The organism is Mechercharimyces mesophilus, from assembly GCF_059818345.1.
On record NZ_JCBAPH010000001.1, the window covers coordinates 904,804 to 930,553 of the forward strand.

Sequence of the window (25,750 nt, forward strand, 5' to 3'; positions counted from 1 at the left end):
ATTATTTAATTTAGGAGGAGACAAATGGCTAGCAATCAAAGAGAGTTATTCAGAAGTGATAGTAAAAAAGCTATATTTTTCATCGTTCTAAGTAGGATATTCATAATATCGGGTTTTATCTGTTTAAGCTGGTTATTAGAGATCCAACTTTATCAACACGTAGGAGTAATATTATTGGTTTTGTTGACTGTAGTGGTCCTGAATAGAGAGAAGAAATACCGTAAATATGTGAAAGCCAAAGGTAGTAGAAATATAAAATTAATTAAAATAATTGATGTATTTACTATTACTACCGTAATTGCTCAAGCATCTGTATTCTTCTTTTTTATATGGAAATAAAAATATGGAAATATTTAGATAAAATATTTTGTAGCGCTGAAGTTGGATCGGTGTATTGACATCGATTCAACTTTCTCAAGTATTAAATTCGGGAGATGGAAAATATGTCAGAAAATCAATTAAAAGTAGCACTAAAGAGATCGATGGAAGAAGAATTGATCATTTCAGTATATACAGATCGAAGTCAACCTGAAAGTTCATCCGTAGGGTTTGTCAGTAATTTGTCTACTGAGCATTTTGTGATGAAGCATATAACGCCAGAGGGTTTTAGTGATGGTTTTATTGTAAGAAAGCTTGAAGATGTTTTTAGAGTGGATATGAATGGTGAGTATGAACAAAGGCTTGGGTTGCTGTACACATTAAGAAATCAGGGACACGAGGGATTCAAATTGACGCCAGATAGTAAAGAGTCAGATTTGGTTGTTCTTTGTCTCAACCTCGCTAAAGTTGAAAAGAGTTTGGTGACCATTTGTATAGACGAAACTGGAGAATCAGGTGACATAGTAGGTTTTGTCAATGTGATCGATGATACAGCGGTTGCGATTTCAAGGGTTACTTATCAAGGGGAGTACGATGGTGAATCCACCTTTCTGCTTGAGGATATCATCAAAATGAATTTCAAAAGTGTGGATGAAATGAATTTGGAACTGCTGTTTCGACATCGGAACGGATCAGGAAAACATTGACGCCACTTGACCACTAATTGAATTTTGCAAAAATTCTAGTCCTCTTTAGAAAATATTTTCTCACTGTTATATATGAGAGCGGTATGCCGGGATAGTGGAGTTAGTATAGTTTTGTGTCCACAAAACTATACTAACTCCATTACCTTAGTTATGAAATATAATAAAAATACAGTATTTCAGGAAAGTAGTATAGAACAAATGCTGTATAGAGCTAGAACAATAGAGGTGACAGCATTGGGAAGTAGAACAGGTTTATTTATTAGAAGTACAAAAGAGATTCATTCGGATATCAAGCAGGCAGTACACTTATTTGCAAAGTGGTTAAGGGAGAATAGAGATTTTCCCATTCGAGTAGTGGTTTACTTGAAAGAAGAAGAACTGATACTCAATCGGAATGGGGAGAGAGTGAATGCATTATTTTTCGCCCCTTATAGCAAGGCGGATGAGCCTTACGCTAAAGTTGCTACTGGAGGATATGATGCTCTTCAATTAGAATGTGAAGAGGGCATGGCTCTATATTCTTATCTAGCATTGATCGCTCATGAGCTAACTCATTATGACCAGTGGTTAGATGATCGACCATTTGACGAAGAGGAAGCGGAAAATAAAGAAGAGCAAATCGTCTATGACTTCATAGAAGATATGTGCAAAAATATTGAGAAATTAAGCAAGCCGAATCGCAAAAACCTAAATAAACTACTTTATCTATATAAATGTCAGCTTCTAGATATTCAATTATCTATAATAGATGTTCTTGAAAATTACTCGGACTATGAAGAAGCAGAAAATTTATTAATAAACTGTACGAAAAGCCCTATTTCAAAAATAAGGTACTACGCATATTATTCCTTAACTCAGTTTGCTGGCGAAAAAGTAGTTGAAACGTGTATAAATGGTCTCAATGATTCAGAAATATTGGCAAGGATTTATGCTGTACAAGGTCTTGGGCTTCACGAAGGTGGGAACAAAGATGTGATAGAACCATTATTGAATTCGTTGGATGATCCTAATCCCCTTGTTCGAGGTTATGCCGGTGCTTCATTAGGTAAGGTAGGACTATCTTCTGTAAGAGAAATTCTTTTAGCTAAAGTCAAATCAGAGGTTGAAGATTGTGCTCGTTTAAGAATGTATTATGGATTGTATCACACAAATGAAAAATATTTACAAGATATCTTCTCATTCCTATCCAGTGAAGACTCTGATTTACGTGAGGCGACTATACATTATTTAGAAGAAATAGGCTTTGAGGATGTAGAAAAACGAAAAGAAATACTAACTAAATTAGAAAATTTATATAAATTTGAACAAAATAAAAATGTCAAAGAAGTCTTAGTGAATACCCTTAAGAATCTAAAGAAAGAAACTTGACGCCTTATGTGTAGCTTAAGTAGTGGATGTGTATGAGGGCCTATTTTCCTGCATTATTTGATCCAGCAAGAGGGTTATTGGAGAAAGTAGCTGTGGGATTGATTATTTTTGGATTTTTTATGTTAATAGGTCTTTTAGGTTATTAGATTGACAGAATGACTGAGTCTTTGACCGCTTTTTGATCGATATCTGACCGCTATTACCGTGAAAGTGGAGCTATTATGGTAGTGTGATCGTATCTACTGGATGGATGGAGGAATAAGATAGTTAGATCTAGTGGTTAGAAAAAGAAAATATGAAGATCGTTATGATTACGACCAATTAAAAGAAGAAAACCAATCTTGCAAGGAGTACTATCAAATGGATAGAGTAGAAATAGTTTCTATTCTTTTTGTATAATCTTTTTATCTCTTGGTTGGATTACAAATCCATTATTGATGAATTGGTATTTATAATTTTGGTATAGTAGGTTTTTGTGTGATGGTGATGTTGGTATTGATTAATATTATGTATAAAAATTCAGATAATATTCCTCGTAGTGTGGGGTGAAGGAATGTTCGTATTGGTCCATGTGTTTATTTCAGGAATAGGGTTAGCCTTTATTTATTCTGGTGTTAGGTACCACAAAGGATCAGAAGAAGTGGAGGTATACGGTAATTCATTTGGAGAGATAGTAGTGATACTACTCTCGATTCTTCCGTGGTTTGTAACAAAGTTGCTACTCATCTCATTGGGTATGGTGATTTTATTACTAAACGTAATGGTTTATCTAGGATAAAAATATAACTAGTAGCATTAAATAGTCACTTGTGTTTTTTTGTATATTATTGCGAATTTTATTTTGAGACGGATTCTTATAAAAGAGGAGTTTATATAATTTTTTAGAGGTAAATGCCCTTCCCAAAATTGGGTGTTCATCATAGGATAAAGCATCATGGTGATATCCAATAGAGGGATATGGGGTGAAGAGTGTGAATGTGGCAGAGTTGCGGTTTCAGGAGTGTAGAGGAAACAACAATCTGAAAGGTATTTTTGTTGCGAAAGGAGAGGGAATTCAGTACACTTTTCTGTCAGAAGGAGTCCAGTTTACGATAGATGGATCGGCAGAATTGTTCTTGCATTTTGTAGGTGCACGTGAAGGAGTTGAACCCAAGGGAGTTAAGCCACAGGCGCAAGGGATGGAACGAGTTGTCTACGAAGCGGTCTGGCAAGGGATTGATGTGGTTTTCTATGGGCAGGGAGAGCAGTTGAAGTATGATGTGGTGGTTTATCCGGGTGCGGAGATCGAGGATATTGGATTACGGTATGAAGGTGGCTCGGATGTGGGGTTGAGTGAACAAGGCGACTTATTTGTTCATTCGCGGCAGGGTGTTCTCCGAGAAAGAAAGCCAGTCAGCTTTCAATGGACAGATAAGGGAAAGAAAGTGGTTGATACGTGTTTTCAACTAGAACCGAATGGAATTTTCCGCTTTAATGTTAAAAGGGAGAAGTATGATTCTGAAGAGGTACTTATTATAGATCCAATCGTATTCTATTCTACCTTTTTAGGAGGATCAAGTGCAGATTTTGGAATCGGAATTGCCGTAGACGCAGTGAAGAGCGCTTATATAACAGGGAGTACAGCTTCCGATAATTTCCCTGTTGTATCTGGTGCATTTCAAACAGTTAGACAGGGAAGCTTTGATGCCTTTACCAGTAAGTTTAATGAATCAGGGAGTTCCCTTCTTTATTCCACGTATCTTGGAGGGACGAACTCTGACAGAGGAGAAAACATTGCTGTGAATGAATCAGGGATTGCCTATGTAACGGGACGAACAAGCTCAACAAATTTTCCTGTTACTGCGGGTGCATTTCAAACCGTGTATGGTGATGGAGTTGATGATGCTTTTGTAACAAAGTTTAATGGAACAGGAACTTCTCTGATCTACTCGACATTCCTTGGAGGAAATAGTCTTGATCGCGGATTTGGCATCGATATTGATGAAACGGATCACGCTTATGTAACAGGAGTTACTCTTTCCACTAACTTCCCTACTACTAGTGGTGCTTTTCAGACACAGATTTCAGGCGGAGGAATCAATGCCTTTGTAACGAAGTTCAATCCGGCAGGAACAGCTCTTCTGTACTCTACCTTTTTAGCGGGAAATGGAAGTAGTCAAGGGTTAGGGATTATTATCAATAATAGCAATCAAGCTTATATCACAGGGGGAGCATCGACAGATTTTCCAACAACCACAGGTGCATTTCAAACCGTGTTTGGTGGAGCAAGTGATGCTTTCGTCACCAAATTGAATGTTGCTGGATCCTCCTTGTTGTATTCCACTTTACTAGGCGGATCGGCTGGGGATATAGGAAGATCCATCGATTTGGATGGTGGTGAGAATGCGTAAGTGACGGGAGAAACGAGGTCTATTGATTTTCCCACTACCAACAATGCTTTTCAGATGAGTTTATCAGGTACTTTTGATGCGTTTGTGACAAAACTTAATCCAGTGGGAAGTGCTTTGGTCTATTCTACCTATTTAGGTGGGAGCGGCGGATCGAATAGAGGGAATGGAATTGCCGTTGATTCTTTTGGAAATGCATGGGTGACGGGTTTGACTACTTCTACTAACTTCCCCATTACATCAGATGCATTCCAAGATAGCGATGCGAGCATTGTTAGTACGGACAGCGATGCTTTTGTGACGCAAATGAGTTATTCAGGTCAAGGGATCTCCTTTTCTTCATACCTCGGAGGAAGGAATGCGGATGTCGGGTCTGATGTAGCGGTCGACACAGAGGAAAGTGCGTATTTTACTGGAAATACGGATTCATCTGATTTTCCAGTTACCTTCCTGGCTTTTCAGTCTCAATTGGCAGGGTCAACAGATGCATTCGTCATGAAAGTGGGAGAGCTTACTTCGGCAGGCATAACGGGTCCAACGGGTCCGACAGGTCCAACAGGAACAAGTGGAGCGCAAGGCCCAGCGGGCCCGAGAGGACGGCGCGGTCCAAGAGGCCCGAGAGGATCACGTGGTGCAGGTGAGGGAGAGGTGGGAAGGTAGGGGGAGAATACACCTCATGATAGATGCATAGATGAGACGAGGCAATTAGAGATCTGGATGAGGAAATGAGAAGGTCACAATGGCAAAAAAGCTAACTTTTATAAATGATGAGAGATCGAGACGATCATTTAGGAAGTAACAGATCATCACAAAACCTTATTCATACAATGTTACAGAACACTCTTATGACAAGGGTGTTTTTTTGCCTTGAAAAGGCGTGCTAGAAAAGCGGGGTGGGAGGATGTATTTGGAAGTGATACAATAATGGATAGCATTTAGGTGACGAAAGCAAGGTGGAGATGTGGATATAGCTAAGGAAAAATTGATCTTCGGTGAATTAAAAGATAGGTGAGTCCTTACATATAGAAAATAGATTTACTTTATTTAGAGGGAAGTGAGGGATGAGTATGCCAAGAATTCTCCTTGTAGAAGACGATGAAACGCTGGCAATGGGGATTCAATATGCCCTTCAAGATGAAGGAATGGAGGTAACGGTAGCCACGCATGTCTCGGAAGGCTGGTCTTGTTATGAGCATGGCACATTTGACCTCATCTTATTAGACGTCTCCTTGCCTGATGGCAATGGCTTTGACCTTTGTCGGAGCATACGCCAACGAGATTCTGTTCCCATCCTTTTTCTTACCGCGCGTGATGAAGAAGTTCATGTGGTGATGGGACTTGATTTAGGAGCAGATGATTACATTACCAAGCCTTTTCGTCTACGTGAATTGCTTTCTCGCATTCGAGCTACCCTACGTCGAACAGCGCTACATAAAGATAGACAGGTAGAAGCAGATGCGGTCCTCATCAGTGGACAGCTAGCATTGGATCCGCTGGAACAACAGGTGCGAAGAAGAGGTGAGTTGCTAGAATTAACTCCGATTGAATACAAGTTGCTTTACTTTTTTCTCCAACATCGGGGACAAGTACTTACGCGGCAACAGTTATTGGAGAAGATATGGGATCCTACGGGTGGCTTTGTCGATGACAACACCCTTTCTGTCCATATCCGCCGCTTGCGTGAGAAAATTGAGCCCGCCCCCACCCATCCTCAATATATCCTGACGGTTAGAGGAATGGGATACCGCTTCCCCTGAAGCGGTCAGGCTGCCGAGACTTTCTCGGCAGCTTGTTTTTTTGCTCTTTTCTGTTTGTCCTTAGTGGATTAATATAGAAATAGATAAGAGGAGGGCGATTGAGATGTTACATTCAAATAAATAGAAACAAAGTGAAATGGAATTCGTCTGTATTGAGGAGCGGGTTCCTGAGGATCACCTCCTACGGAAGGTGGATCAGTATGTTGACTTTTCTTTCATTATCGAGAAAGTTCGGGGGCTCTATTGTGAGAACAACGGTCGTCCTTCCATCGATCCAGTGGTTCTCTTTAAGATGATGTCCCTTGGTTATTTGTAGGGTATTTGTTCCGAACGTCAACTGGAAAGGGAGACGATATGTTGGGGAAAATGGAGAAAATATATAAAGGTGTGCAGTGGAACAAGAAAAAAAATACATTCTTTATCGTTCTCATTATCATTATGATGGGGATAATTCTTATTGCTTGTATGGATATGGAGATAGAGCTACAGAAGGAAAAAGCTACTGAAAATGAGGTAAACAACAGTGGAGATGAAGCATCAGAAGGGACATTTGAACAATACATCCAACGTACCATTTCCCCTGAATCTTTTTTGAAAAGGGCGGAAATAAAAGATGGTGTGGCTAAATTCATTTACTTTAGTTCCTATAATGACTATGCAAAAGAATTTAGTTCTAGTTCACGGCTCATGTCAAACGAAGAGTTTTTATGGTGGAGAAATAGCAATGCGAAGCATGGCTTAGAAGATAACCAATTCACACAAAATGTATGGAGTCTTTCAGATGCTTTTACACACGCTCTGCTAATTTCTAAGTTACACCCGGAAGAAGTAAAGAAAGTGTACATTGAAGTCCCAGTTGATCAACAAATATACAAGATTTCTGGGACAACAGAAGAGTTTACCAATTTTTTCACAGATGATATTAGAAATCACCTCAATGAATTAGCCGGAGATCCAAACGAACCCCAAATACAGATGTTATATAAGGAATATGAATCTGGAAATGCTAATGGTCATTTAGGAATGATGATTAATAGTGTGTTTTGGATTGAACCAGTCAGGGATATGTTTAAAGATAAGTTTGTAAGTGTGAAATAGTGAAAGGGTGGATTGTCAACAGCAAACTAGACAGATTTTTAAGGTGTCTCTGTTTGTACTCTACCGGTGTTAAATAATCGAGTGTGCTGTGGATTCGAAAGTGATTAAACCAGTGAACATAGTCGAACAATTCTAACTCTAGTTGTTGCAGACTTTCAAAATGCACTGTTTTAACAAACTCTGTCTTGATCACCTTGAACATGGCTTCTGCTACGGCAATGTCATATGGGGAGCCTTTTAAACTCAAGGATCGTTGAATCTCAAAGGTTTCAAGAGCTTCGTCAATGAGCCTATTCTTAAATTCATTGCCCCGGTCCGTATGAAAGAGTTCGATTTTTGATAAGTCTTGCTGAATGGAAGAAAGGGCACGGTATACCAGCAGGGCATCCTTTTTCGCTCCCGCACTATACCCGATGATTTCGCGATTGAAGAGGTCGATAAAAACACAGATGTCATGCCCCTGCTGAACACGGACGTAAGTTAAGTCGCTTACAACCACTTTCAGCGCTTGATCTTGATGAAACTCACGATTGAGCCGATTGGCTAGATTGGACTCATTACAGGTGCTTTTACTCGGTCGAAACTGAGCAACGGTGTACTTGGATACAAGGCCTTGGTTTCTCATAATTCCTCCAATTCGCCTTCTAGATACTGCCCAGCCTTCTTTCTTCAACTCCACTTTGATCTTCCGTGTCCCGTAGGTTTGACGGCTCTTATGAAAGATCTCGATAATGATCGCCACAAGTTCTTCCTCTCGCGATGGCTCATTTTTCTTCTCATTGTAGTATGAATTTCTTGGGATTTGTAGGACACCGCACATTGCTGATACCGAGTATTTGTGCCGATTATTTCGGATCACATTTACTTTCGTCCCGTGATCAGCGCAGCTTGCTTTAAACTATCGTTCTCCATTAAAAGACGTTGATTTTCTTTTCTTAGCTTCATTAACTCTGATTCCTCGGGAGTGCGGTTATCTTTTTCTTTAAACGAACCGCTATTCTGGCTTTGTCTTATCCACTCGTCAAAAGCGGATGCTGTCCACTCATATTCTTCAATGATTTCTCTTCTTGGCTTGCCATTCTCGTGCAATCGTACCATCTACTGCTTGAATTCGTGCGTAAACGTGCGTTGTTTTCTTTTTGTCATGATCGGTTCGCCCCTCTTTAGTGATTGAACTACCTGACCGTAATTTTTCTGTCCAATCTACTGTGCCGATCCAGTTCTTTCCCGTCGCTCACGTAGCGAGGGAGGAGGAACTCTCTCGTTGTATTTGTTGTATAGGGAAATAGAGGGGATTATCTATGGAGGAGGAGCGAGATGGAATCTTTTTTTCAAAATCCAGAAGTGAAACGAATCACATGGAAACTACTATTAATACAAGTTTGTTGGATGATGCTGTTGTGGGCATGGGTGACGTTTGAGAAAGAGCAATTAAAGCAAAGGTGGATTGAACAACAAACAGCCGTCTTAGGAAAAGTCTTACTTGAAGAGCCTTCTTTAGAAGAGGAGATTATCCACCTGTTTACGAAGGATCCAACAGTAGAAGAGGTGGCGACTGGACAGGAAGTGGCTGAAAAGGTTGGACTAGGAACTGGCTTAGAAGCAGAGATGGTTCCAGCCTTTCGTACCTTCTCTTCGGAAGTGGAATGGGGTGGACTATGTCTTTTCCTCCTAAATGCATGCTCCGTGCTAGGGTTGGTCTATATAGAATATCTTAGAAACTTTCGTCGCCTGAGGCTCGTAACGAAGCGAGTAGAGGATGCCGTCGAAGGTCGATTTCAATCTGTATTGGAACTAGAAGATACGAGTGAAGGAGCGTTTTCTCTGCTGCTTCATCACCTTCACCTGATGATGGAAAGGCTAAAACGGACAATATCAGATTTAGAGAAAGAGAAAATGTTTTTACAAACCTTTCTCTCGGATGTTTCTCATCAATTAAAAACGCCACTTGCTTCGATGTTTCTTCTAACAGACTTACTAGAAAAATCCGATCTTGATGAACAAAGAAGAGAACGTCTACTCTCCAAATTCCATGAACAATTGGCGCGCATGCAGTGGTTGATTACCACCCTTTTACAAACAGCCAGAATGGAGGCAGGTGCTACTACGCTTGTTCGCACAGAAAAGGATGTATTGGGAACGCTTAAGCGCAGTGTCTCGCAGTTAAAATTTGAAATAGAGCAAAAGGAGATAGAGGTAGAGATTCGATCCTCATCTGAAGGGAAGGTTCTGGTCCATGATGGGAATTGGTTGAGCGAAGCATTTACAAATATATTGAAAAATGCCGTTGAACACTCTGATGTGGGTGGGAAGGTTACCGTCGCGATTGCGGAATCTCCCTTTGTGATCGAAATTCGCTTTCAAGATGAAGGAAGAGGGATAGACAAAGAAGATCTACCCTTTCTGTTCCGTCGCTTCTATAAGGCACAAAATGCTCGTCCAGATAGTGTTGGTATTGGTCTCTCCCTCACACAAGCGATTGTCCATCAGCATGATGGGATGATCAAAGTGACAAGTGAAAAAGGAAAGGGAAGTACGTTCACGATTACTTTCTACAAGCCTCTTCATCACCTTACAAAATCGTAAGTGAAGATGTCACGGGAATGAAAGCTTCGCCTACTATGATGAGAAGAAAGGAGGGATTTCATGATGGAAGTGATTAAAACCATCGATTTACATAAGTCCTATGGTAACGGAGAGACGAAGGTAGAAGCATTAAAAGAAGTGAATGTCAGCATTGACAAAGGAGAATTTGTAGCAGTGGTAGGAGCGAGTGGTTCGGGAAAGAGTACGTTATTACATATGATCGGTGGACTGGACCAGCCGACCTCGGGCATGATTCGAATCGAAGGGACTTCACTTTCACGACTTAAGGAAAAAGATTTGGCCGTCTTTCGACGACGGAAGGTGGGTTTCATCTTTCAATTCTACAATCTCATCCCTGTCCTTAATGTAGAGGAAAATATGACTTTGCCCATATTAATGGACCATCAAAAGGTGGATCAAGCACATATCGATGAACTATTAGAATTGCTGGGGCTGAGCGAACGAAGGAATCACCTTCCTTCTGAATTATCAGGAGGACAGCAACAAAGAGTGGCTATCGGACGCGCATTGGCATACAAGCCCTCGATCTTGTTAGCGGACGAACCCACAGGCAATCTGGATTCCAAAAGTACAGACGAAGTGATGGACTTATTACGTCTAACAGCCAAGAAATACAACCAGACCGTACTTCTCATTACGCACGACCTGCAACTAGCGGCAGAAGCGGATCGCATCTTGACCATGCAAGATGGCATGCTCGTACAAGATGAGGGGGTGGAAGAATGAAGGGCTATCGCACGATTGGCTGGCGCTATTTGAAAAAGCAGAAGCGCCGTACGATCCTAACCATTGTAGGTATTGTGATGGCTGTCTCTCTTATCAGCTCGATTAGTACGATGCTTCATAGTCTGCAGCAGAAGGAAATTACAGATGTAATTGAAAATGCGGGAAGCTACCATTTTGCCTATGAAGGAGTCGATACTACGACTCTATCTATACTAGAGAATCATACAAAAGTAGAGACGACAGGTGTGGTGGATCGTGGAGAGCCGATTCCCATTAAAGAGGATGTATCTGTGCGAGTGGATCAATACGATGAAGGTGCTTTTCAATTGCTTCCCATCCACCTAGTAGAAGGAAAGCTTCCACAGCGAAAGAATGAACTCGTGATAGAGCAATGGATCGTAGACAAGATGAATCCAGAGCCACAAATAGGAGATACGGTTCGTTTGACCGTGAAAGAGGAGGAAAGGTCCTTTCAGGTGGTAGGGATCTTGCGAAACGATCTTTTTTCGCAGAGTGAACGAAAGGGGCAAGCGATCACTCTATTGGGGGACCGCTCTCAAGTAGACGAGAGGACTCATGTGTATGCCGAACTAAAAGCGGAGACTTCCATCCGAGAAAACTTATTGGAGTTTCAGAAGCTAGAAGAAAATTCTGAATCAATAAGTTTTTATTATGAAAATAGTAATTTATTAGATCTAATTGGTGAGTCAGGTGATAGTGGCATGTTTTTGTCGATGATCATCGTTGGCGGAATTTTAACGTCTCTGGTGGTGATCGCTACGATTGCTGTCGTCTATAACGCTTTTTCCATCTCTGTACTGGAGAAGACCAAGCAATTTGGGGTACTTCGTTCGATAGGCGCGACACCTACTCAGGTGCGGCGATTGGTTTTTTCAGAAGCAATCTTTTATAGCCTAGTGGGGATTCCGCTCGGGTTAATATTCGGGGTAGGGTCTCTTTATCTCATCCTTTATTTATTTGGCACAGAATGGATCAACGAGGGTTCCCTTTCTCTCTCTCCTCGCTTATTGCTAATTAGTACGGCTATTGCGCTAGGTGCCATCTTTATCTCGGCTTTTCTACCCGCTAGGCGCGCTGGTAAGATTTCACCGATGGACGCCATTCTGGGACGGGGGGAAGTAACGAAGGAGAAAATCAAACGTAAACGAGGGTGGGTGGTCCGTCATTGGCGGATTGAACCCTTGATGGCATATAAAAATATGCGTCGAAACCGGAAGCGCTACTGGATAACCACTTTTTCTGTCATGATCAGCGTAGTATTATTTCTAGTATTTAATACGTTCATTTCTTTTTACATGGACGCAGGAGTCGAAAGTCAGATGAATGAAGATATGAATTTGGGTTTTCAATTAGAAAATAGGGTGTATGAGAATGAGGAAGGTATACATGACGAATCCCTCTTCCTATCTGATCGTGTTATTCAACAAATAGAGGGATTGGAAGCAGATGTCTATCCACGATATGACTCTTTCACTGTGGATACGTTACTCTTGCGCAAAGATTTAACGATTGATCCAGAGGAATATATCTTTCATGAAGCCATCCAAGATGCCACAGGAACGGAGAAAGAAAAGGTATTCATCGATTCCTTTGTAGAGATTTATGACGAGAGAAGGCTGGAAGTAGCTAAGAAGTATGTAAAGTCAGGGGAGATCGACGCAGAGAAATTGGAAGAAGAAAACGGCGTCATCCTGGTTATGAAGAATATCCTCTACAATGAAGAGAAGACCTCCTTTATGGACATAGCGGATATCCGCGTAGGAGATCGACTCACTCTTGATCTCTATGGCGGGATAGGAGAAAGAAATTCACAAGAAAAAAAGATGGAAGAAGGGAAACGGACGCCCCAGGTCAAAGTGATGGCGATTCTTGAATCCTCTCCCTATGATTCTGCTTATGTTAGTGGAGGGTTTGAATTGATAACCACGCAAGAGGTCGCCAAGTCATTGGTGTCCAAGATCGATAAGGAGAGCTATGAGAATGAAAGAAGAACTCTTCCCCAAGTGACCAAGGTCAGTGGATATGATATCCAACTTCGCTCGGAAGAGGATTATGAGCAGGTAAAACGAGAACTGAAAGCGATCACAGAGGATGAGGACACCGTCGAAGTGATGGATGTCGTGGAGCAGAAACAGGCGAACAAAGCAGTTACACTTCAACTTCTGGTCTTCTTGTATGGCTTTATTTCCGTCATCGCCTTGATTGGTAGTGTCAACATCTTTAATACAGTGACAACCAACCTGCTACTTCGAAAGCGAGAGTTTGCGATGCTTCAATCGATTGGGATGAGTAAACGCCAACTTCAGATCATGATGGTGACAGAAGGAGGGTTTTATGGGTTAACAGGTGCGACCTATGGGATCCTTATTGGATTGCCTCTCTCTTACTTGCTGCATATGACGATGAATCGCGAATTGGGTATCGCCTGGTCCACTCCCTGGCTTGATATAGGGATCATCGTCGTAGTGACTGTAGGGATAGGGGTTCTTTCTACGCTGCCTCCGCTGAAGCGACTTAGTAATATCCACACTATGGAAGATATTCGGATGATGGATTAGATAGAGTGGATGATGTGAATTGGAGCAACCTTGCTTCGGTATAAGACCGGAGAGGTTGCTCCTTTCAGTTTGAATTGGTCCTCCTAAAAACGGATAGGGGTGGGACTGGGAACCGGTGGGGCCTTTACCACGAACCAATTTTTTACGTGAGAAGAGGTATGAATGGAGCTCGTATGAACCAAGCGAACACCTCAAGGATGACGCAATAGAGCGGGGTGTATACTTCAATCGACGGGATTGTGTCATCATGCCCATACCCAGGATGGATGTTGATCATAGGATAAAGCATCAGGGTGACATTCAACGGAGGGATATGGAGTGAAGAGTATAAAGAAGGCTGGATTTCTATTCGAAGCGTGTGACTGGGGAGATGACAAAGGTATTTATACGGCAGAATGTCAGGGGATTCTGTACACTTTTTTGCCGGAGGGAGTAAGGTATACGCTGGGCGAATCGACGCAGTTGATGTTGCGATTTGTGGATGCGCGTAAGGATGTCAGCCCGCGACGGAGAAATCAAGAAGAACAGAGAATTCAGCAGGTTGTCTACGAAAGCGTGTGGCAGGGAATTGATGTGGTGTTCTCTGGGATGGGAGAACAGTTGAAGTATGATGTGGTGGTTCATCCAGGGGCAAGTGTGGAGGATATTCGTCTGAAATATGAGGGTGGAGACGGAGTGGCATTAAATGAGCAAGGAGATTTATTGATCCATACGCCACACGGACTTCTCAACGAAGAACAACCGATGAGCTTTCAGTGGGTGCAAGGGAAGAAGCGAATGGTTGCAACAGTGTTTCGCCTTCTTCCCGATGCTTCCTTTGGGTTTAGCCTAGCGACTTATGATTCAACCCAACTACTCATCATTGACCCTGTGGTGTTCTACTCCACTTACTTAGGCGGGAATAACTTTGATCAAGGGCAAGGGATTGCAGTTGACGCGGGTGGAGACGCGTATATTACGGGGAAAACCTCGTCTACAGATTTTCCTATTACATCCGGGGCTTTTCAAACGATCGTGAGAGGGATTGATTTCTTTATAACGCGGTTTAATGCCACGGGAACATCCTTGATTTATTCCACCTATCTTGGAGGGACAGGTTCACTGATTGCCTTTCCTGCCTTTACTGGGATTGTGGTAGATGATGCAAGTTGTCATGCTTTTATCGCTGGTTCAACTGTATCGACAAACTTTCCTGTTACATCTGGCGCTTTTCAAACGACATTGAGCGGGCCATGTGCTGCTTTTGTGACTCGGCTTAACTCCACCGGGACTTCTCTTCTTTATTCCACTTATCTTGGAGGAAGTGGTTTCGATTCAGGATGTGATCTGGCCATCGATCAATCAGAAAATGCGTATGTAACAGGTCAAACAAATTCCACCGATTTTCCAACAACCTCAGGTGCATTTCAGACCGCATCTGTCAAAGGAAACTATGGATTTGTAACAAAGTTGAACGGGATAGGTAGCAGTTTAATTTACTCCACCTTGTTGGGTGAAGAAAGTACAGGTTTTGGAATTTCATTGGATGAAAACGCCAATGCCTATGTAACGGGACAGACATCATCGGTCAATTTTCCTGTGACATCGGGGGCTTTTCAAACTCAATTAAGAGGAATTACCGATGCCTTTGTGACCAAATTGAACGGGGCAGGAAGTAGCTTAATTTATTCCACCTTTTTAGGTGGAAATGGAGGGTTTACCTTTAATGCAGGCAATGGCATCTCTCTGGATGATGATGGGAATGCTTATGTAACTGGATCAACCACCTCAGCAAACTTCCCCACCACCCTCAATGCTTTTCAGACAATGTTGGGGGGGACTGAAAATGTCTTTGTGACCAAGTTCAATGCGAACGGAAACGCCCTGGTGTATTCTACTTACTTAGGAGGAAATCAATTTGATGTCGGCAACGACATTGCAGTGGATTCACTTGGAGCAGCTTGGGTGACGGGTTACACACTGTCCAATAACTTTCCGCTAACATCTAATGCTTTTCAAGACAGCCTAACTGGAACTCAAGATGCCTTTATCACGCAACTTAGTTTTTTGGGTCAAGGACTTTCTTTCTCATCCTATCTAGGGGGTCGCAATATAGATCAAGGATTGAGTGTGGCCCTTGACACGCTCGGTAATGCTTATTTTACAGGAAGTACAAATTCGTCGAACTTCCCTGTCACTTCTAATGCTTTTCAGAGTATTTTTGGAGGAGGTTCCGATGCCTTCGTTATGAAAATAGGGGAATTGCCCCCTATTGTTGCAACCGGTCCAGCGGGCCCAACGGGTCCGACTGGTCCAATTGGTCCAACAGGTGCAATAGGAATGCCAGGTCCACGAGGGCGACGAGGACCAAGAGGGCCGAGAGGACCGCGTGGTACGGATGGAGGAGCAATGGGGCTGTAGCATCCTAAGCAGGGTTTTTCAGGGGAAGTTTCATATCATGATAGTTGATAGGGAAGTTGAATCAGCATTCTGTCCTGGCCAATCAAAATTGTAACGGCCAGTAAAATAGAGTGCTTTTATTTTTGTATGCTACCTTTGTCTGTGACTATCTTGTGCCGAAACGATAGCCTGTGCATGATGGATTTGTGTGTTGTGGTAGAATAAATAGCGATGTTGTGATGCTGACTCTTTATAGAAAATAGGAAATCTTCGATGCCTCCAGGACAGCGGAATGAATGAAAGTCGTTCCGAGAATAAAGGAGAGTAAGCGAGATTTAAAAAACTTAAGTGAGCAATGATTCGAGATATATGTTGTGAAGGAGGGGGTACAAATGCACCGTTCGTTAAAAGGATTTTCCGTATTTGCTGCTTTTAGCACCTATCTCATTTTACTTATGGGAGCACTGGTTACCAAGACAGATTCGGGAGAAGGTTGTGGGCGAACGTGGCCCTTTTGTCATGGTGAGGTCTTCCCTACCTATGCGACGGTAACCACGATGATTGAATATAGTCATCGCGCAGTTTCAGGACTTGTCGGTCTGGTGGTCGTCGTTCTTGCCATCTGGTCATGGCTGGCCTTTCGTCAGGATCGCACGGTGAAATTTCTCGGCTTTACGAGTGTCTTTTTTATCATCTTACAAGGACTACTGGGAGCCGCTACGGTGGTTTGGGGGCAAGACGGTACGGCATGGCGTGAAGATATGACGATGGCGCTCCACTTTGGATTCTCTCTTATCTGTTTCGCCGCGGTTGCCTTATTATCCATTTATTTATTTCAAAAGACAGCGGGACGAGTGATGGAGGCAAAGGAGAAGCGCCGGGGCTTAAGTAACCGTTTGCGAACATTCATCTGGGTGTATGCCTGTTATGTTTATCTAGTGATTTATACTGGTGCTTATGTTCGTCATGCTGGAGCTACCATGGGATGCCCTTCATTTCCTCTCTGTGGGGATCGCTTCCTCCCTGACCTGATAACTCCTGCGGGAGTACAAATTACGCACCGTCTATTTGCGATAGTGGCTTGGTTGTTGGCATTGATGTTGATGGTATGGATCATCCGTCACTATCGAGAGCGACGTGACTTGTACTGGGGAAGTGTTCTCGGGTTTCTCTTTGTTACATTGCAAGCGGCCAGTGGAATTTCGATTGTCCTCCTTCCCGTGCGCTATTATTTGATGATGGCATTAACTCATACCACCATTGTATCGCTCTTTTTTGCCGCCCTCTGCTATCTATGCATGCAAGTAGGATGGCCGTGGAAGAAGGGCAATAAGGTATCGACGAAAGAGAAGAACTCATCGGTATAATGTTCCTTTGACCATTCTAATGAAGAGAGTCCCTTTCTCGAATAGAGGAAGGGGCTTTTTGGCTTCTTTCGTTATGGATGATCTTGCCCATATCTTAATATTGAATAGACATTCATTACGCAATCCAGTATACTTACGGTAGATGTACGAAAGTAAATAGCATACTGTACATCCTTCGGGGCTGGGTGAAAATCCCGACCGGCGGTGATAGGGAAGTCTTGCACTCCCCTTCAGTCCGTGACCCGCAACTTTGCGGTGGATCCGGTGCAACTCCGGGGCCGACAGTGAAAGTCTGGATGGGAGAAGGGTGAACAGGAGCGGTCACGATGAATGATAGCGATGAGTGCAGTTTACTTGATTGGTAATTTTTACTATTCGAGGTTTCTTTACGTGTGCGCTCATTTGTCATCAGAATCGATTGAGATTGTTGTCTAAGAGATGACGCTTCTTTGCGTTGTCGCTAGATATGGACCCTCCTGATTCCCTCATGAAAAAGCCTCGAAACGAATCGGGGCTTTTTTTGATGAATGGTGGGAGGCTATAGATGAATCGACACGAAGAATGGATGCAATTGGCGCTTACCTTGGCAAGCAGTGCCCAAGGACAAACATCCCCCAACCCGATGGTTGGTGCGGTGATTGTGAAAAATGGACAATTAATTGGCAGTGGAGCCCATCTAAAAGCAGGAACGCCGCATGCGGAAGTGCACGCACTGGCGATGGCGGGAGAAAACGCAGCTGGGGCGACGCTTTATGTTACTTTAGAACCTTGTAGTCATTATGGCCGGACTCCCCCTTGTACGAACGCCGTCATCGATGCCCGTATCGCCAAAGTAGTGGTTGGCGTAGAAGATGCCGATGAGCGCGTGGCTGGTACAGGCATTGAGCGCCTGCGTCAAGCGGGAGTGGAAGTAGAAGTAGGCGTATTAGAAGAGGAATGTCGGCTACTAAATGAAGCTTATTTCCATCATCGCCTCACCGGTCGCCCACTGGTGACGCTGAAGACGGCGATGACTTTGGATGGCAAAATTGCGACAGCAACAGGGGATAGCCAATGGGTGACCAATGAGCAGTCGCGAGCAGCTGTCCATCGCATGCGTCATGACAGGGATGCGATCATGGTGGGTATTGGTACCGTGCTGGCGGATCGCCCTCGTTTGACCACACGGTTGCCGGAAGGGGGCAAACACCCCATCCGTGTGATCGTCGATTCTACTCTGAGAATTCCGTTGGATACACCCGTGGTGGATACGAACGAAGCGGAAACATGGGTCTTCTGTACGAACCAAGTAGACGAGAAGAAAAGAGAACAGCTGGAGAAGAAGGGTGTCAAAGTGATCCCTTGTGGAAGTGGAGCACGTGTCGATCTGGATCAGCTTTTTACCTATCTGGGTAAGCAGAATATCCTGTCGGTCTTGGTAGAAGGAGGCGGTAGGTTAAATGGCTCCCTTCTGACTGCCGGCCTGATTGACCAGGTAGTGGCGTTTGTCGCCCCTAAATTACTTGGTGGTTCAAGCAGTCCAACTCCGATCGAGGGGACGGGCTTTGAACAAATGAAGGACGCAGTTGAGCTGGAAAACCTTACGCTAAAAACCTACAAGGATGATGTAATGATCAAAGGAGACGTGAAAAAGGAAAGCGAGGGTGATTCATGTTTACAGGACTGATAGAAGAGGTCGGCACGGTTCGTCAGAAGAGGCAACAAGGATTGACGATGAAACTGACCATTGGCTGTAAAAAGGTGCTGGAAAATGTGAAACTGGGTGACAGCATCGCTATCAATGGGGTTTGTCTCACGGTGGTTCGCTTTGACCATGATTCATTTACAGCGGATGTGATGCCAGAGACGATGTTGCATACGCAATTGGGCGCACTACGGAGTGGCTCTCTCGTCAACTTGGAACGGGCGATGGCAGCGGGTGACCGTTTTGGTGGTCATTTTGTGCAAGGTCATGTGGATGGGGTCGGTGAGATCGTACAACGCAAGCCAGTGGAAAATGCCATCCTCTTCCGTTTGCAAGTACCCTCTACGTTGACCCGCAATATGATTGAAAAAGGATCAGTAGCCCTAAATGGGATCAGCCTGACTCTCTTTGAGGTATCGAGTGACCATATTGCGGTTTCGATTATCCCGCATACCTTGGAAGAAACGCAATTGCAGCAAGCCAGTGTGGGTGATTCAGTTAATATTGAGTGCGACATGATGGGGAAATATATACGGAAGCAGTTGCAAGAGCTGATTAAAGAACCAGGTGAAGAAGGAATAACGAAAGAGAAACTAACGAGTCTAGGTTTTGCCTAAAAAGGGGGATAACGAAATGGATGCATTTCACCCGATTGAGGATGCCATTTATGATCTGATGCAAGGGAAAGTGGTTATCGTTGTAGATGATGAGGACCGTGAAAATGAAGGGGATTTTGTTGTTTTAGCAGAGAAAGCGACGCCAGAGGTTATCAATTTTATGATTACGCACGGTCGTGGTTTGGTTTGTACACCCCTCACAGCTGAACGGGCACAAGAATTGGATTTGCCCCTCATGGTTAATCACAATACGGATACGCACGGTACCGCTTTTACGGTTTCCGTGGATCATCATGAGAGTACGACAGGAATTTCTGCTTATGAACGGGCGGACACGATTCGTGCTCTGATTGATCCTCATGCGAAGCCTCGTGATTTCCGCCGACCGGGACACATCTTCCCTTTGATTGCAAAAGAGGGTGGGGTATTACGGCGCGCCGGTCACACGGAAGCTTCCGTAGATTTGGCACGGATGTGCGGTTCTTATCCGGCAGCGGTCATCTGTGAAGTAGTGAAGGAAGATGGAACGATGGCTCGTGTACCTGATCTGATGGAGATTGCGCGTGAGCATGACTTGAAAATGATTACGATTCAAGACCTCATTCAATATCGGAACAAAAAAGAGAAGCTAGTAGAACGGGTTGCCTCGGTGCGGATGCCGACTGCCTTTGGCGATTTTCGAGCGGTTGGTTACAAAAATGAAGTGGATGGCAAGGAACATGTAGCTCTCGTCAAAGGAGAGATTGACCCGACGAAGCCCGTAATGGTACGTGTCCACTCGGAATGTTTAACCGGTGATGTCTTCGGTTCGTATCGCTGTGACTGTGGGCCACAACTCCACACAGCACTTGCGCAAATCAGTGAAGAAGGTTCAGGCGTCCTTCTATATATGCGGCAAGAAGGGCGCGGGATTGGGCTGTTAAATAAACTACGTGCCTACGAGTTACAAGAACAAGGGTATGACACGGTGGAAGCCAATGAGAAGTTAGGGTTTGGTCCTGACTTGCGGGAATACGGGATTGGTGCGCAAATTCTGCGGGATCTCGGCGTGAGTCAGATGCGTCTTCTCACCAATAACCCGCGTAAAATCACGGGATTGAAAGGGTACGGTTTAGAAGTGGTCGAAGTCTTACCTATTCAAATGCCTGCCAATATCAATAATGAACAATATCTATATACGAAGAAAAGCAAGTTGGGCCATCTGCTACATTTTTAATGAAAAAGCACTTACTCCCCTCCTGCGATAGAAAGTTACGCATAAGGAGGGGAAACATACGATTACCAAAAATACATTTATTGTAACGAAGGAGCGTGTTTGTGATGGGTAAAACATATGAAGGCAATCTGGTGGGAAAAGGGCTTCGTATTGGCATTGTTGTTGGCCGTTTCAATGAGTTTATCACGGGGAAGTTATTGGGCGGGGCGCAGGATGCCCTCCGTCGCCATGGCGTTGACGAAGAAGGAGTGGACATTGCCTGGGTACCAGGAGCATTCGAAATTCCATTGATTGCGGATCAGATGGCGGATTCAGGGCGTTACGATGCCATCATCACATTGGGGGCGGTTATCCGTGGATCGACCCCGCACTTTGACTATGTCTGTAACGAAGCAGCGAAAGGCGTATCTGCGATCAACCTGAAACATGGACTTCCCATCATCTTCGGTGTTTTAACCGTGGACACCATTGAACAAGCGATTGAACGGGCGGGAACCAAAGCGGGGAATAAAGGCTGGGAAGCGGCGGCTTCTGCTATTGAGATGGCCAATTTATCCCGATCGTTAGGGAAATAAAGAAGAATTTCACCTCTTGAGTGATGCTTTGCGGGTAGGATAAGGGATGGATAGGGAAGAAGGGGGTACGTGTCCCCCTTCTTTTCTCTATGGGGATGAAAAGTGGAAAGGGGGGTGTGCGAAAAATGGATATTAAGATTAAATTAGAGACGTTTGAAGGTCCACTCGACTTGCTCTTGCAGCTGATTGAGCGAGCAGAGATGGACATTTACGAAGTACCTATTGCACGCATTACGGAACAGTATTTATCTGTCCTGGATCAGATGCAGGAGCGACACTTGGAAGTAGCAAGTGAGTTTTTGGTGATGGCGGCGACATTATTGTCGATTAAGAGTCGGATGCTTCTTCCGAAACAAGAGCTTTTTGTTGATGATCCTTTAATGGAAGATGGGATGATGCTGGACCCGCGGGAAGAGCTGGTTCAACGGCTGTTGGAATATAAGAAATACAAGCGTTTGGCACAAGAATTGCGTGAACGTGAGGGCAACTGGCAACAGGTATATACACGCGATCCGATGGATCTTTCTTCCTATATGGAAACACCCAACCCAGTGCAAGGGGTACGTCCGGATGATTTATTGGAGGTGTTTGTCGGAGCGCTCCGGCAGCAACAAGAACGCGAGCAGGAAGAAGAACCCATGACCAATATGACACGGGAAGAAATTTCTGTTAGTGATCGGATGAATGAAATTATGACGGAGATGACGAGGACGAAAAAGCGTTCTTTTACCGAGCTACTCTCCTATCAAGTGTGGACACGGGAACGGGTGATTACCACCTTTCTCGCCGTGCTTGAATTGATGAAATTGAAGCGGATTCGTGTGTGGCAACACCATAGTGATGAGGAAATGATTATTGAACCTATAGAGAGAGAAGGAGAGGATGTTGGTGAACCCATCTCAGCAGAAGCAAGCGATTATTGAAGGATTGCTCCTAGCTGCAGGAGAAGAGGGGCTTACGCTGCGTGAATTGGCTGAGGTGGTGGAAGTAACAGCCAAAGAAGTGAAAACGCTGATCAAAGAAATGCAGTCCGACTGGAAAGCAGCGGGGCGGGGGGTGCAAATCGTCCGGGTTGCGGAAGCATATCAGCTGACCACATTGGCCGAGCATGCTCCTTACCTGACGAAGCTAGCTTCTAGTTCCAATCGTGCACAAATGTCACGTGCGGCATTGGAGACACTTGCTATCATTGCGTATCGGCAACCGATTACCCGTATTGAGATTGAAGAAATTCGTGGAGTAAAGTGTGATAAAACGATTCAATCACTAGGAAGGAAAGGTTTGACGAAAGAGGTGGGTCGAGCAGAAGCGATCGGACGTCCGATTCTGTATGGTACCTCGAAAGCATTTTTGGAATATTTAGGGTTGAGCCACCTGCAAGAATTGCCCGAGCCGGACTCTCTCTTTGAATGGGCGGAGTGGGAATCGGAGCGAGAAGCGCTGTACCAGCGTTTAGGTGTTGGTCGAGAAGAAGTCATGCTGGATGCTTCAGCGGTTGAAGAAGACAAGGAAGGAAAGAGCGAGCTCGAACTCGTTGAGAGTCAAGAGGAAAGCGAGCCTATAACTATGGAAGAAACAATAACCGATTCTAGTGAGGATAAAGAAGAAGAGTCATCTTAATATTTCTTACGAAAGGGGGAGGTTGAAAGAACTCTCCTTTTCATAAAGATTTTAATCCCAAAAATTGAAGATGAGCTCTCCAACTGTTTGCGGTTTCCAGTAGGCAACCTCACGTAGCTCATTTTGGCTTAGTTCTTGAGGTTGAGAGAGCTGAACCTCTTGACCTTTAAAGCGAATTTCAAGGGGAGTCTCACACGCTTCTTCGGTGAGAACGGTATAAGGACTATTTTTTTGCAAGAAGGTTGTTAACCTTGGATGATCAATAAATTTAATCCCCGAGAACGTAGCAGTATGAGCGATGGTTACATAGGGATGAAGGGTATGAAGGAGAATATGGACCTCTTGTTTATCAAAAGCGGCGTGACAACTATAAAAGTTGGGGGTAACATCAGGCTCGTGAAAGGCAAGAATGCTTCCTTGTAAGTGGAATGCTGCGTGGGAGCAAATGCTTTTCCATTCGCGGACAGAAGGTGAGGAAGAGCGAGAATGGTTATTATCATAGTCAATGAATCCGGTGATGCCAGCTGGTAAAACGACCATACGCTCATTCTCCTGTCTCTGAGGTTTTACTAGATATAAGATGATGACTGTCTGTAGGGTTAGGCACATCATATCACAAACGAAAGTGAGAGCAGTGAAACGAAGGATGGGGGCTGTAATGGAGAAGATTTATTTTTACAATGCGCGCAATCAACGGTTGGTGGGTCATTACTATCCTTCGACAAGGGAGGCCATCATTGTTCTCCTTCATGGCTTTGTCTCTGATAAATCATCGGAGGGGCGATTTGATCGGCTAGCCAATACGTTCACTCGTGCGGGATATCATGTCTTTGCCTTCGATTCGGCTGGTTACGGTGAGAGTGATGGGGAGAACGTCACCGTAACCAAGCGCGAAGAAGACTTGTGTGCAGCGCTTCAGTGGGTGAGATCACAAAGTTTTAGCCGAATCGCTCTTCATGGACATAGTCATGGTAGCTACGTAGCTTTGCGCGCATTTGAAGTCGATGTGGAAGCGATGGTATTAACGGGTGCTTTAACCGGACCGATGGAATACGATTGGGACGCTCTGCTTTCCAGTGAAGAGCAACAGGAGCTAGAGCGTGATGGCACCATTACCTTTCATCGTGAATCGCTTGTATGGCGAAAAGAAGTGCGACACGAGCGACAAAGTTTGTCTGATTTTGCAGAAATAAAGCAGGAAACTTTACTCCCTACTATCACTTGTCCAGTTCTAATCATCCATGGAGATCAAGGAGAAGAAGAAAGGCTTCTTGCCACTTACTCTCGTAAAGCCTTGCAGTGGTTACCCCCTTCATCTCGTATAGAAATCATCTCTGGAGCAGAACATCATTTTCATAATCATATGAACGAATTGGAACAACTCGCTCTTTCATGGTATAAGAAATGGTTGGAGTAGGGGGGACTCATCTTCACTTTGTGTTCAATCATGTGGTTGCTGATTGGGTTGATTCAAATTGGATGAAATCTCCTTGTCTTTGCATGATCCATGGCTAGTTTGTGGATAATATAGGCAAGACAGGGGGTGGGTCAAATAAAGGTTGTCCTAATCATCGTAGCTCTCCTGCTAATGTGCGTACTGATTTTCTTTTTCACCAGTGTACGAATCCACCTCTATTACTCCCGGCGCGGCGAAGATGATGATGCAGGCTTGCAGATTTACTTGCTGTGGGGATTGATACGCTTTCGTTATCAGTTGCCTTCCCTTGATTTATCTGCTAAAGGCGGAGTAGATGTTCGGACAGAACAAACCGATGCTTCAGGTGCGAAGGAAAAGAAAACGTGGACGGATCGGATAACCTTAGGCACTGTGAAGCGATTGCGCAAACAAGTGAAGCAGGTGCAAGAAGATGTATTTGGATTGTCGAGTATCATGAAGCGTTTTTTATCCCATGTTTATTGTGAGGAGTTGACCTGGCATACTTCACTGGGGACAGGTGATGCAGCCGAAACAGGTGTACTTGCAGGAATGGGATGGGGAGTGAAAAGCACCCTTGTGGGTGTTCTCGGGTCGTATATCAAGTGGATCGATCCACCAGATATCCAACTGATTCCTCGCTTTAATGAGGCAATTTTACAGACAGAAGTGGATTGCATGATCCGTTTTCGGGTAGGGCAAGCTATCCTTACGGGAATTCGTATTCTGCGATACTCACGTAAAGGGGGAAATCTGGAGTGGCCGAACACCCCATACAAGGTTTAATGTCAACGGCAATGGAAAACATCAAGCAGATGGTGGATGTGAACACCATTATCGGAGATCCTGTGGAAACACCTGATGGAAGTGTGATAATTCCAGTCTCCAGGGTGGGCTTTGGCTTTGCCGCTGGTGGTAGTGAATTTAAAGGTGGCAGGTCTTCTGAGGAAGGCAATGACGAAGATAGCGGTGGTGGAGGCGGTGGCGGTTCTGCTTCCGGGGATGGAAGCTCTTCCTCGGGAAAGCTCCCTTTTGGTGGCGGGAGCGGGGGTGGCATGTCGATCTCGCCAGTGGCTTTCTTGGTTGTTAATGGCAAAGGCATTCGTATTCTCAATATGGAAGGCACAACCCACTTATATGACCGCTTATTAGACGCAGCTCCCCATTTGATGGATCGGCTTCAAGGCATGGTGAAGTCAGGAAAGAAAGAAGATAAATGCGCTGAACCGAAAAACGATATCTAGGAGTAAAAGCCCCGGGTGCTTCCGGGGTTTTTATATTATATTATTATTTTCCTCAGATTCACAGCT

At 44.1% G+C, this 25,750-nt stretch carries 24 protein-coding genes, 1 pseudogene and 1 riboswitch; of the genes and pseudogenes, 23 read left to right on the forward strand and 2 right to left on the reverse strand.

The features are described 5' to 3' along the window. The first annotated feature begins 24 nt into the window (after nt 1–24). The 9 genes and pseudogenes from AC6RGY_RS04620 to AC6RGY_RS04660 all read left to right on the forward strand — a co-directional run bounded on the left by AC6RGY_RS04620 (nt 25) and on the right by AC6RGY_RS04660 (nt 7,635). A complete protein-coding gene (locus tag AC6RGY_RS04620; protein WP_499860020.1) occupies nt 25–339 on the forward strand; it encodes a hypothetical protein in 315 nt (104 codons plus the stop codon). A gap of 104 nt (nt 340–443) precedes the next feature. Further along, the gene (locus AC6RGY_RS04625) at nt 444–1,025 is read left to right on the forward strand and encodes a hypothetical protein (RefSeq protein ID WP_499860021.1); all 582 of its coding nucleotides are present in this window, start codon (nt 444–446) and stop codon (nt 1,023–1,025) included. 111 nt (nt 1,026–1,136) lie between these two features. Further along, the gene (locus AC6RGY_RS04630) at nt 1,137–2,393 is read left to right on the forward strand and encodes a HEAT repeat domain-containing protein (RefSeq protein WP_499860022.1); all 1,257 of its coding nucleotides are present in this window, start codon (nt 1,137–1,139) and stop codon (nt 2,391–2,393) included. 553 nt (nt 2,394–2,946) lie between these two features. Then, nucleotides 2,947–3,171, forward strand: coding sequence for a hypothetical protein (locus tag AC6RGY_RS04635; RefSeq protein WP_499860023.1), 225 nt, complete (start codon nt 2,947–2,949; stop codon nt 3,169–3,171). Between the two features lie 184 nt (nt 3,172–3,355). Beyond that, a complete protein-coding gene (locus tag AC6RGY_RS04640) occupies nt 3,356–4,783 on the forward strand; it encodes a DUF7948 domain-containing protein (protein ID WP_499860024.1) in 1,428 nt (475 codons plus the stop codon). Beyond that, complete coding sequence (locus AC6RGY_RS04645; protein WP_499860025.1) at nt 4,784–5,440, forward strand: SBBP repeat-containing protein; 657 nt, start codon at nt 4,784–4,786, stop codon at nt 5,438–5,440. Between the two features lie 401 nt (nt 5,441–5,841). After that, the gene (locus tag AC6RGY_RS04650; protein ID WP_499860026.1) at nt 5,842–6,537 is read left to right on the forward strand and encodes a response regulator transcription factor; all 696 of its coding nucleotides are present in this window, start codon (nt 5,842–5,844) and stop codon (nt 6,535–6,537) included. A gap of 136 nt (nt 6,538–6,673) precedes the next feature. Continuing rightward, a pseudogene (locus AC6RGY_RS04655) lies at nt 6,674–6,850 on the forward strand (transposase); the annotation flags it as partial. Between the two features lie 44 nt (nt 6,851–6,894). After that, nucleotides 6,895–7,635: a hypothetical protein gene (locus AC6RGY_RS04660; RefSeq protein ID WP_499860027.1), complete on the forward strand. Its 741-nt coding sequence runs from the start codon at nt 6,895–6,897 to the stop codon at nt 7,633–7,635. On the opposite strand, the gene AC6RGY_RS04665 is transcribed toward AC6RGY_RS04660, so the two are convergent. Further along, a protein-coding gene (locus AC6RGY_RS04665) for an IS3 family transposase (RefSeq protein ID WP_499860028.1) occupies nt 7,607–8,733 on the reverse strand; the annotation gives its coding sequence in 2 pieces (ribosomal slippage) (nt 7,607–8,535 and nt 8,535–8,733; 1,128 coding nt in all). The two genes, AC6RGY_RS04660 and AC6RGY_RS04665, sit on opposite strands and share 29 nt — an antisense overlap. Nucleotides 8,734–8,952: 219 nt before the next feature. Here AC6RGY_RS04665 and AC6RGY_RS04670 point away from each other — a divergent pair. The 11 genes from AC6RGY_RS04670 (at nt 8,953) to scpB (ending at nt 23,005) form a co-directional block, all read left to right on the forward strand. Beyond that, entirely contained in the window at nt 8,953–10,221 is a 1,269-nt protein-coding gene (locus tag AC6RGY_RS04670; protein WP_499860029.1) for a sensor histidine kinase, read from the forward strand. Nucleotides 10,222–10,284: 63 nt separating this feature from the next. Beyond that, nucleotides 10,285–10,968, forward strand: coding sequence for an ABC transporter ATP-binding protein (locus AC6RGY_RS04675; protein ID WP_499861462.1), 684 nt, complete (start codon nt 10,285–10,287; stop codon nt 10,966–10,968). After that, on the forward strand, nt 10,965–13,547 hold the full coding sequence (locus tag AC6RGY_RS04680; protein WP_499860030.1) for an FtsX-like permease family protein: 2,583 nt from the start codon (nt 10,965–10,967) through the stop codon (nt 13,545–13,547). Before AC6RGY_RS04675 ends, AC6RGY_RS04680 begins: the two co-directional genes overlap by 4 nt. 318 nt (nt 13,548–13,865) lie before the next feature. Beyond that, a complete protein-coding gene (locus AC6RGY_RS04685) occupies nt 13,866–15,947 on the forward strand; it encodes an SBBP repeat-containing protein (protein ID WP_499860031.1) in 2,082 nt (693 codons plus the stop codon). A 371-nt stretch (nt 15,948–16,318) separates the two neighbouring features. Further along, the gene (locus AC6RGY_RS04690) at nt 16,319–17,293 is read left to right on the forward strand and encodes a COX15/CtaA family protein (protein ID WP_499860032.1); all 975 of its coding nucleotides are present in this window, start codon (nt 16,319–16,321) and stop codon (nt 17,291–17,293) included. A gap of 167 nt (nt 17,294–17,460) precedes the next feature. Next, nucleotides 17,461–17,605: riboswitch (FMN riboswitch) on the forward strand. A gap of 232 nt (nt 17,606–17,837) precedes the next feature. Further along, on the forward strand, nt 17,838–18,959 hold the full coding sequence (ribD, locus tag AC6RGY_RS04695) for a bifunctional diaminohydroxyphosphoribosylaminopyrimidine deaminase/5-amino-6-(5-phosphoribosylamino)uracil reductase RibD (protein WP_499860033.1): 1,122 nt from the start codon (nt 17,838–17,840) through the stop codon (nt 18,957–18,959). Further along, nucleotides 18,944–19,594, forward strand: a complete 651-nt coding sequence (ribE, locus tag AC6RGY_RS04700; RefSeq protein ID WP_499860035.1) for a riboflavin synthase — start codon at nt 18,944–18,946, stop codon at nt 19,592–19,594. Before ribD ends, ribE begins: the two co-directional genes overlap by 16 nt. 16 nt (nt 19,595–19,610) lie before the next feature. After that, nucleotides 19,611–20,810, forward strand: a complete 1,200-nt coding sequence (locus AC6RGY_RS04705) for a bifunctional 3,4-dihydroxy-2-butanone-4-phosphate synthase/GTP cyclohydrolase II (RefSeq protein ID WP_499860040.1) — start codon at nt 19,611–19,613, stop codon at nt 20,808–20,810. Between the two features lie 104 nt (nt 20,811–20,914). After that, complete coding sequence (gene ribH, locus AC6RGY_RS04710) at nt 20,915–21,385, forward strand: 6,7-dimethyl-8-ribityllumazine synthase (protein ID WP_499860044.1); 471 nt, start codon at nt 20,915–20,917, stop codon at nt 21,383–21,385. 125 nt (nt 21,386–21,510) lie between these two features. Then, nucleotides 21,511–22,308: a segregation and condensation protein A gene (locus AC6RGY_RS04715; protein ID WP_499860048.1), complete on the forward strand. Its 798-nt coding sequence runs from the start codon at nt 21,511–21,513 to the stop codon at nt 22,306–22,308. Further along, nucleotides 22,274–23,005 carry an SMC-Scp complex subunit ScpB gene (gene scpB, locus AC6RGY_RS04720; RefSeq protein WP_499860051.1) on the forward strand — a complete coding sequence of 244 codons (732 nt, stop codon included), beginning with the start codon at nt 22,274–22,276 and terminating at the stop codon, nt 23,003–23,005. The genes AC6RGY_RS04715 and scpB overlap by 35 nt, the downstream gene beginning before the upstream one ends. Before the next feature lie 51 nt (nt 23,006–23,056). Here scpB and AC6RGY_RS04725 read toward each other — a convergent pair whose 3' ends face one another. Then, a complete protein-coding gene (locus tag AC6RGY_RS04725; protein WP_499860054.1) occupies nt 23,057–23,545 on the reverse strand; it encodes a hypothetical protein in 489 nt (162 codons plus the stop codon). 118 nt (nt 23,546–23,663) lie between these two features. Here AC6RGY_RS04725 and AC6RGY_RS04730 point away from each other — a divergent pair, with 118 nt between their 5' ends. The 3 genes from AC6RGY_RS04730 (at nt 23,664) to AC6RGY_RS04740 (ending at nt 25,684) form a co-directional block, all read left to right on the forward strand. Further along, entirely contained in the window at nt 23,664–24,422 is a 759-nt protein-coding gene (locus tag AC6RGY_RS04730) for an alpha/beta hydrolase family protein (RefSeq protein WP_499860056.1), read from the forward strand. A gap of 126 nt (nt 24,423–24,548) precedes the next feature. Further along, on the forward strand, nt 24,549–25,226 hold the full coding sequence (locus tag AC6RGY_RS04735; protein WP_499860059.1) for a DUF2953 domain-containing protein: 678 nt from the start codon (nt 24,549–24,551) through the stop codon (nt 25,224–25,226). Next, nucleotides 25,199–25,684, forward strand: a complete 486-nt coding sequence (locus AC6RGY_RS04740) for a spore germination protein GerW family protein (RefSeq protein ID WP_499860061.1) — start codon at nt 25,199–25,201, stop codon at nt 25,682–25,684. Before AC6RGY_RS04735 ends, AC6RGY_RS04740 begins: the two co-directional genes overlap by 28 nt. Nucleotides 25,685–25,750 lie beyond the last annotated feature (66 nt).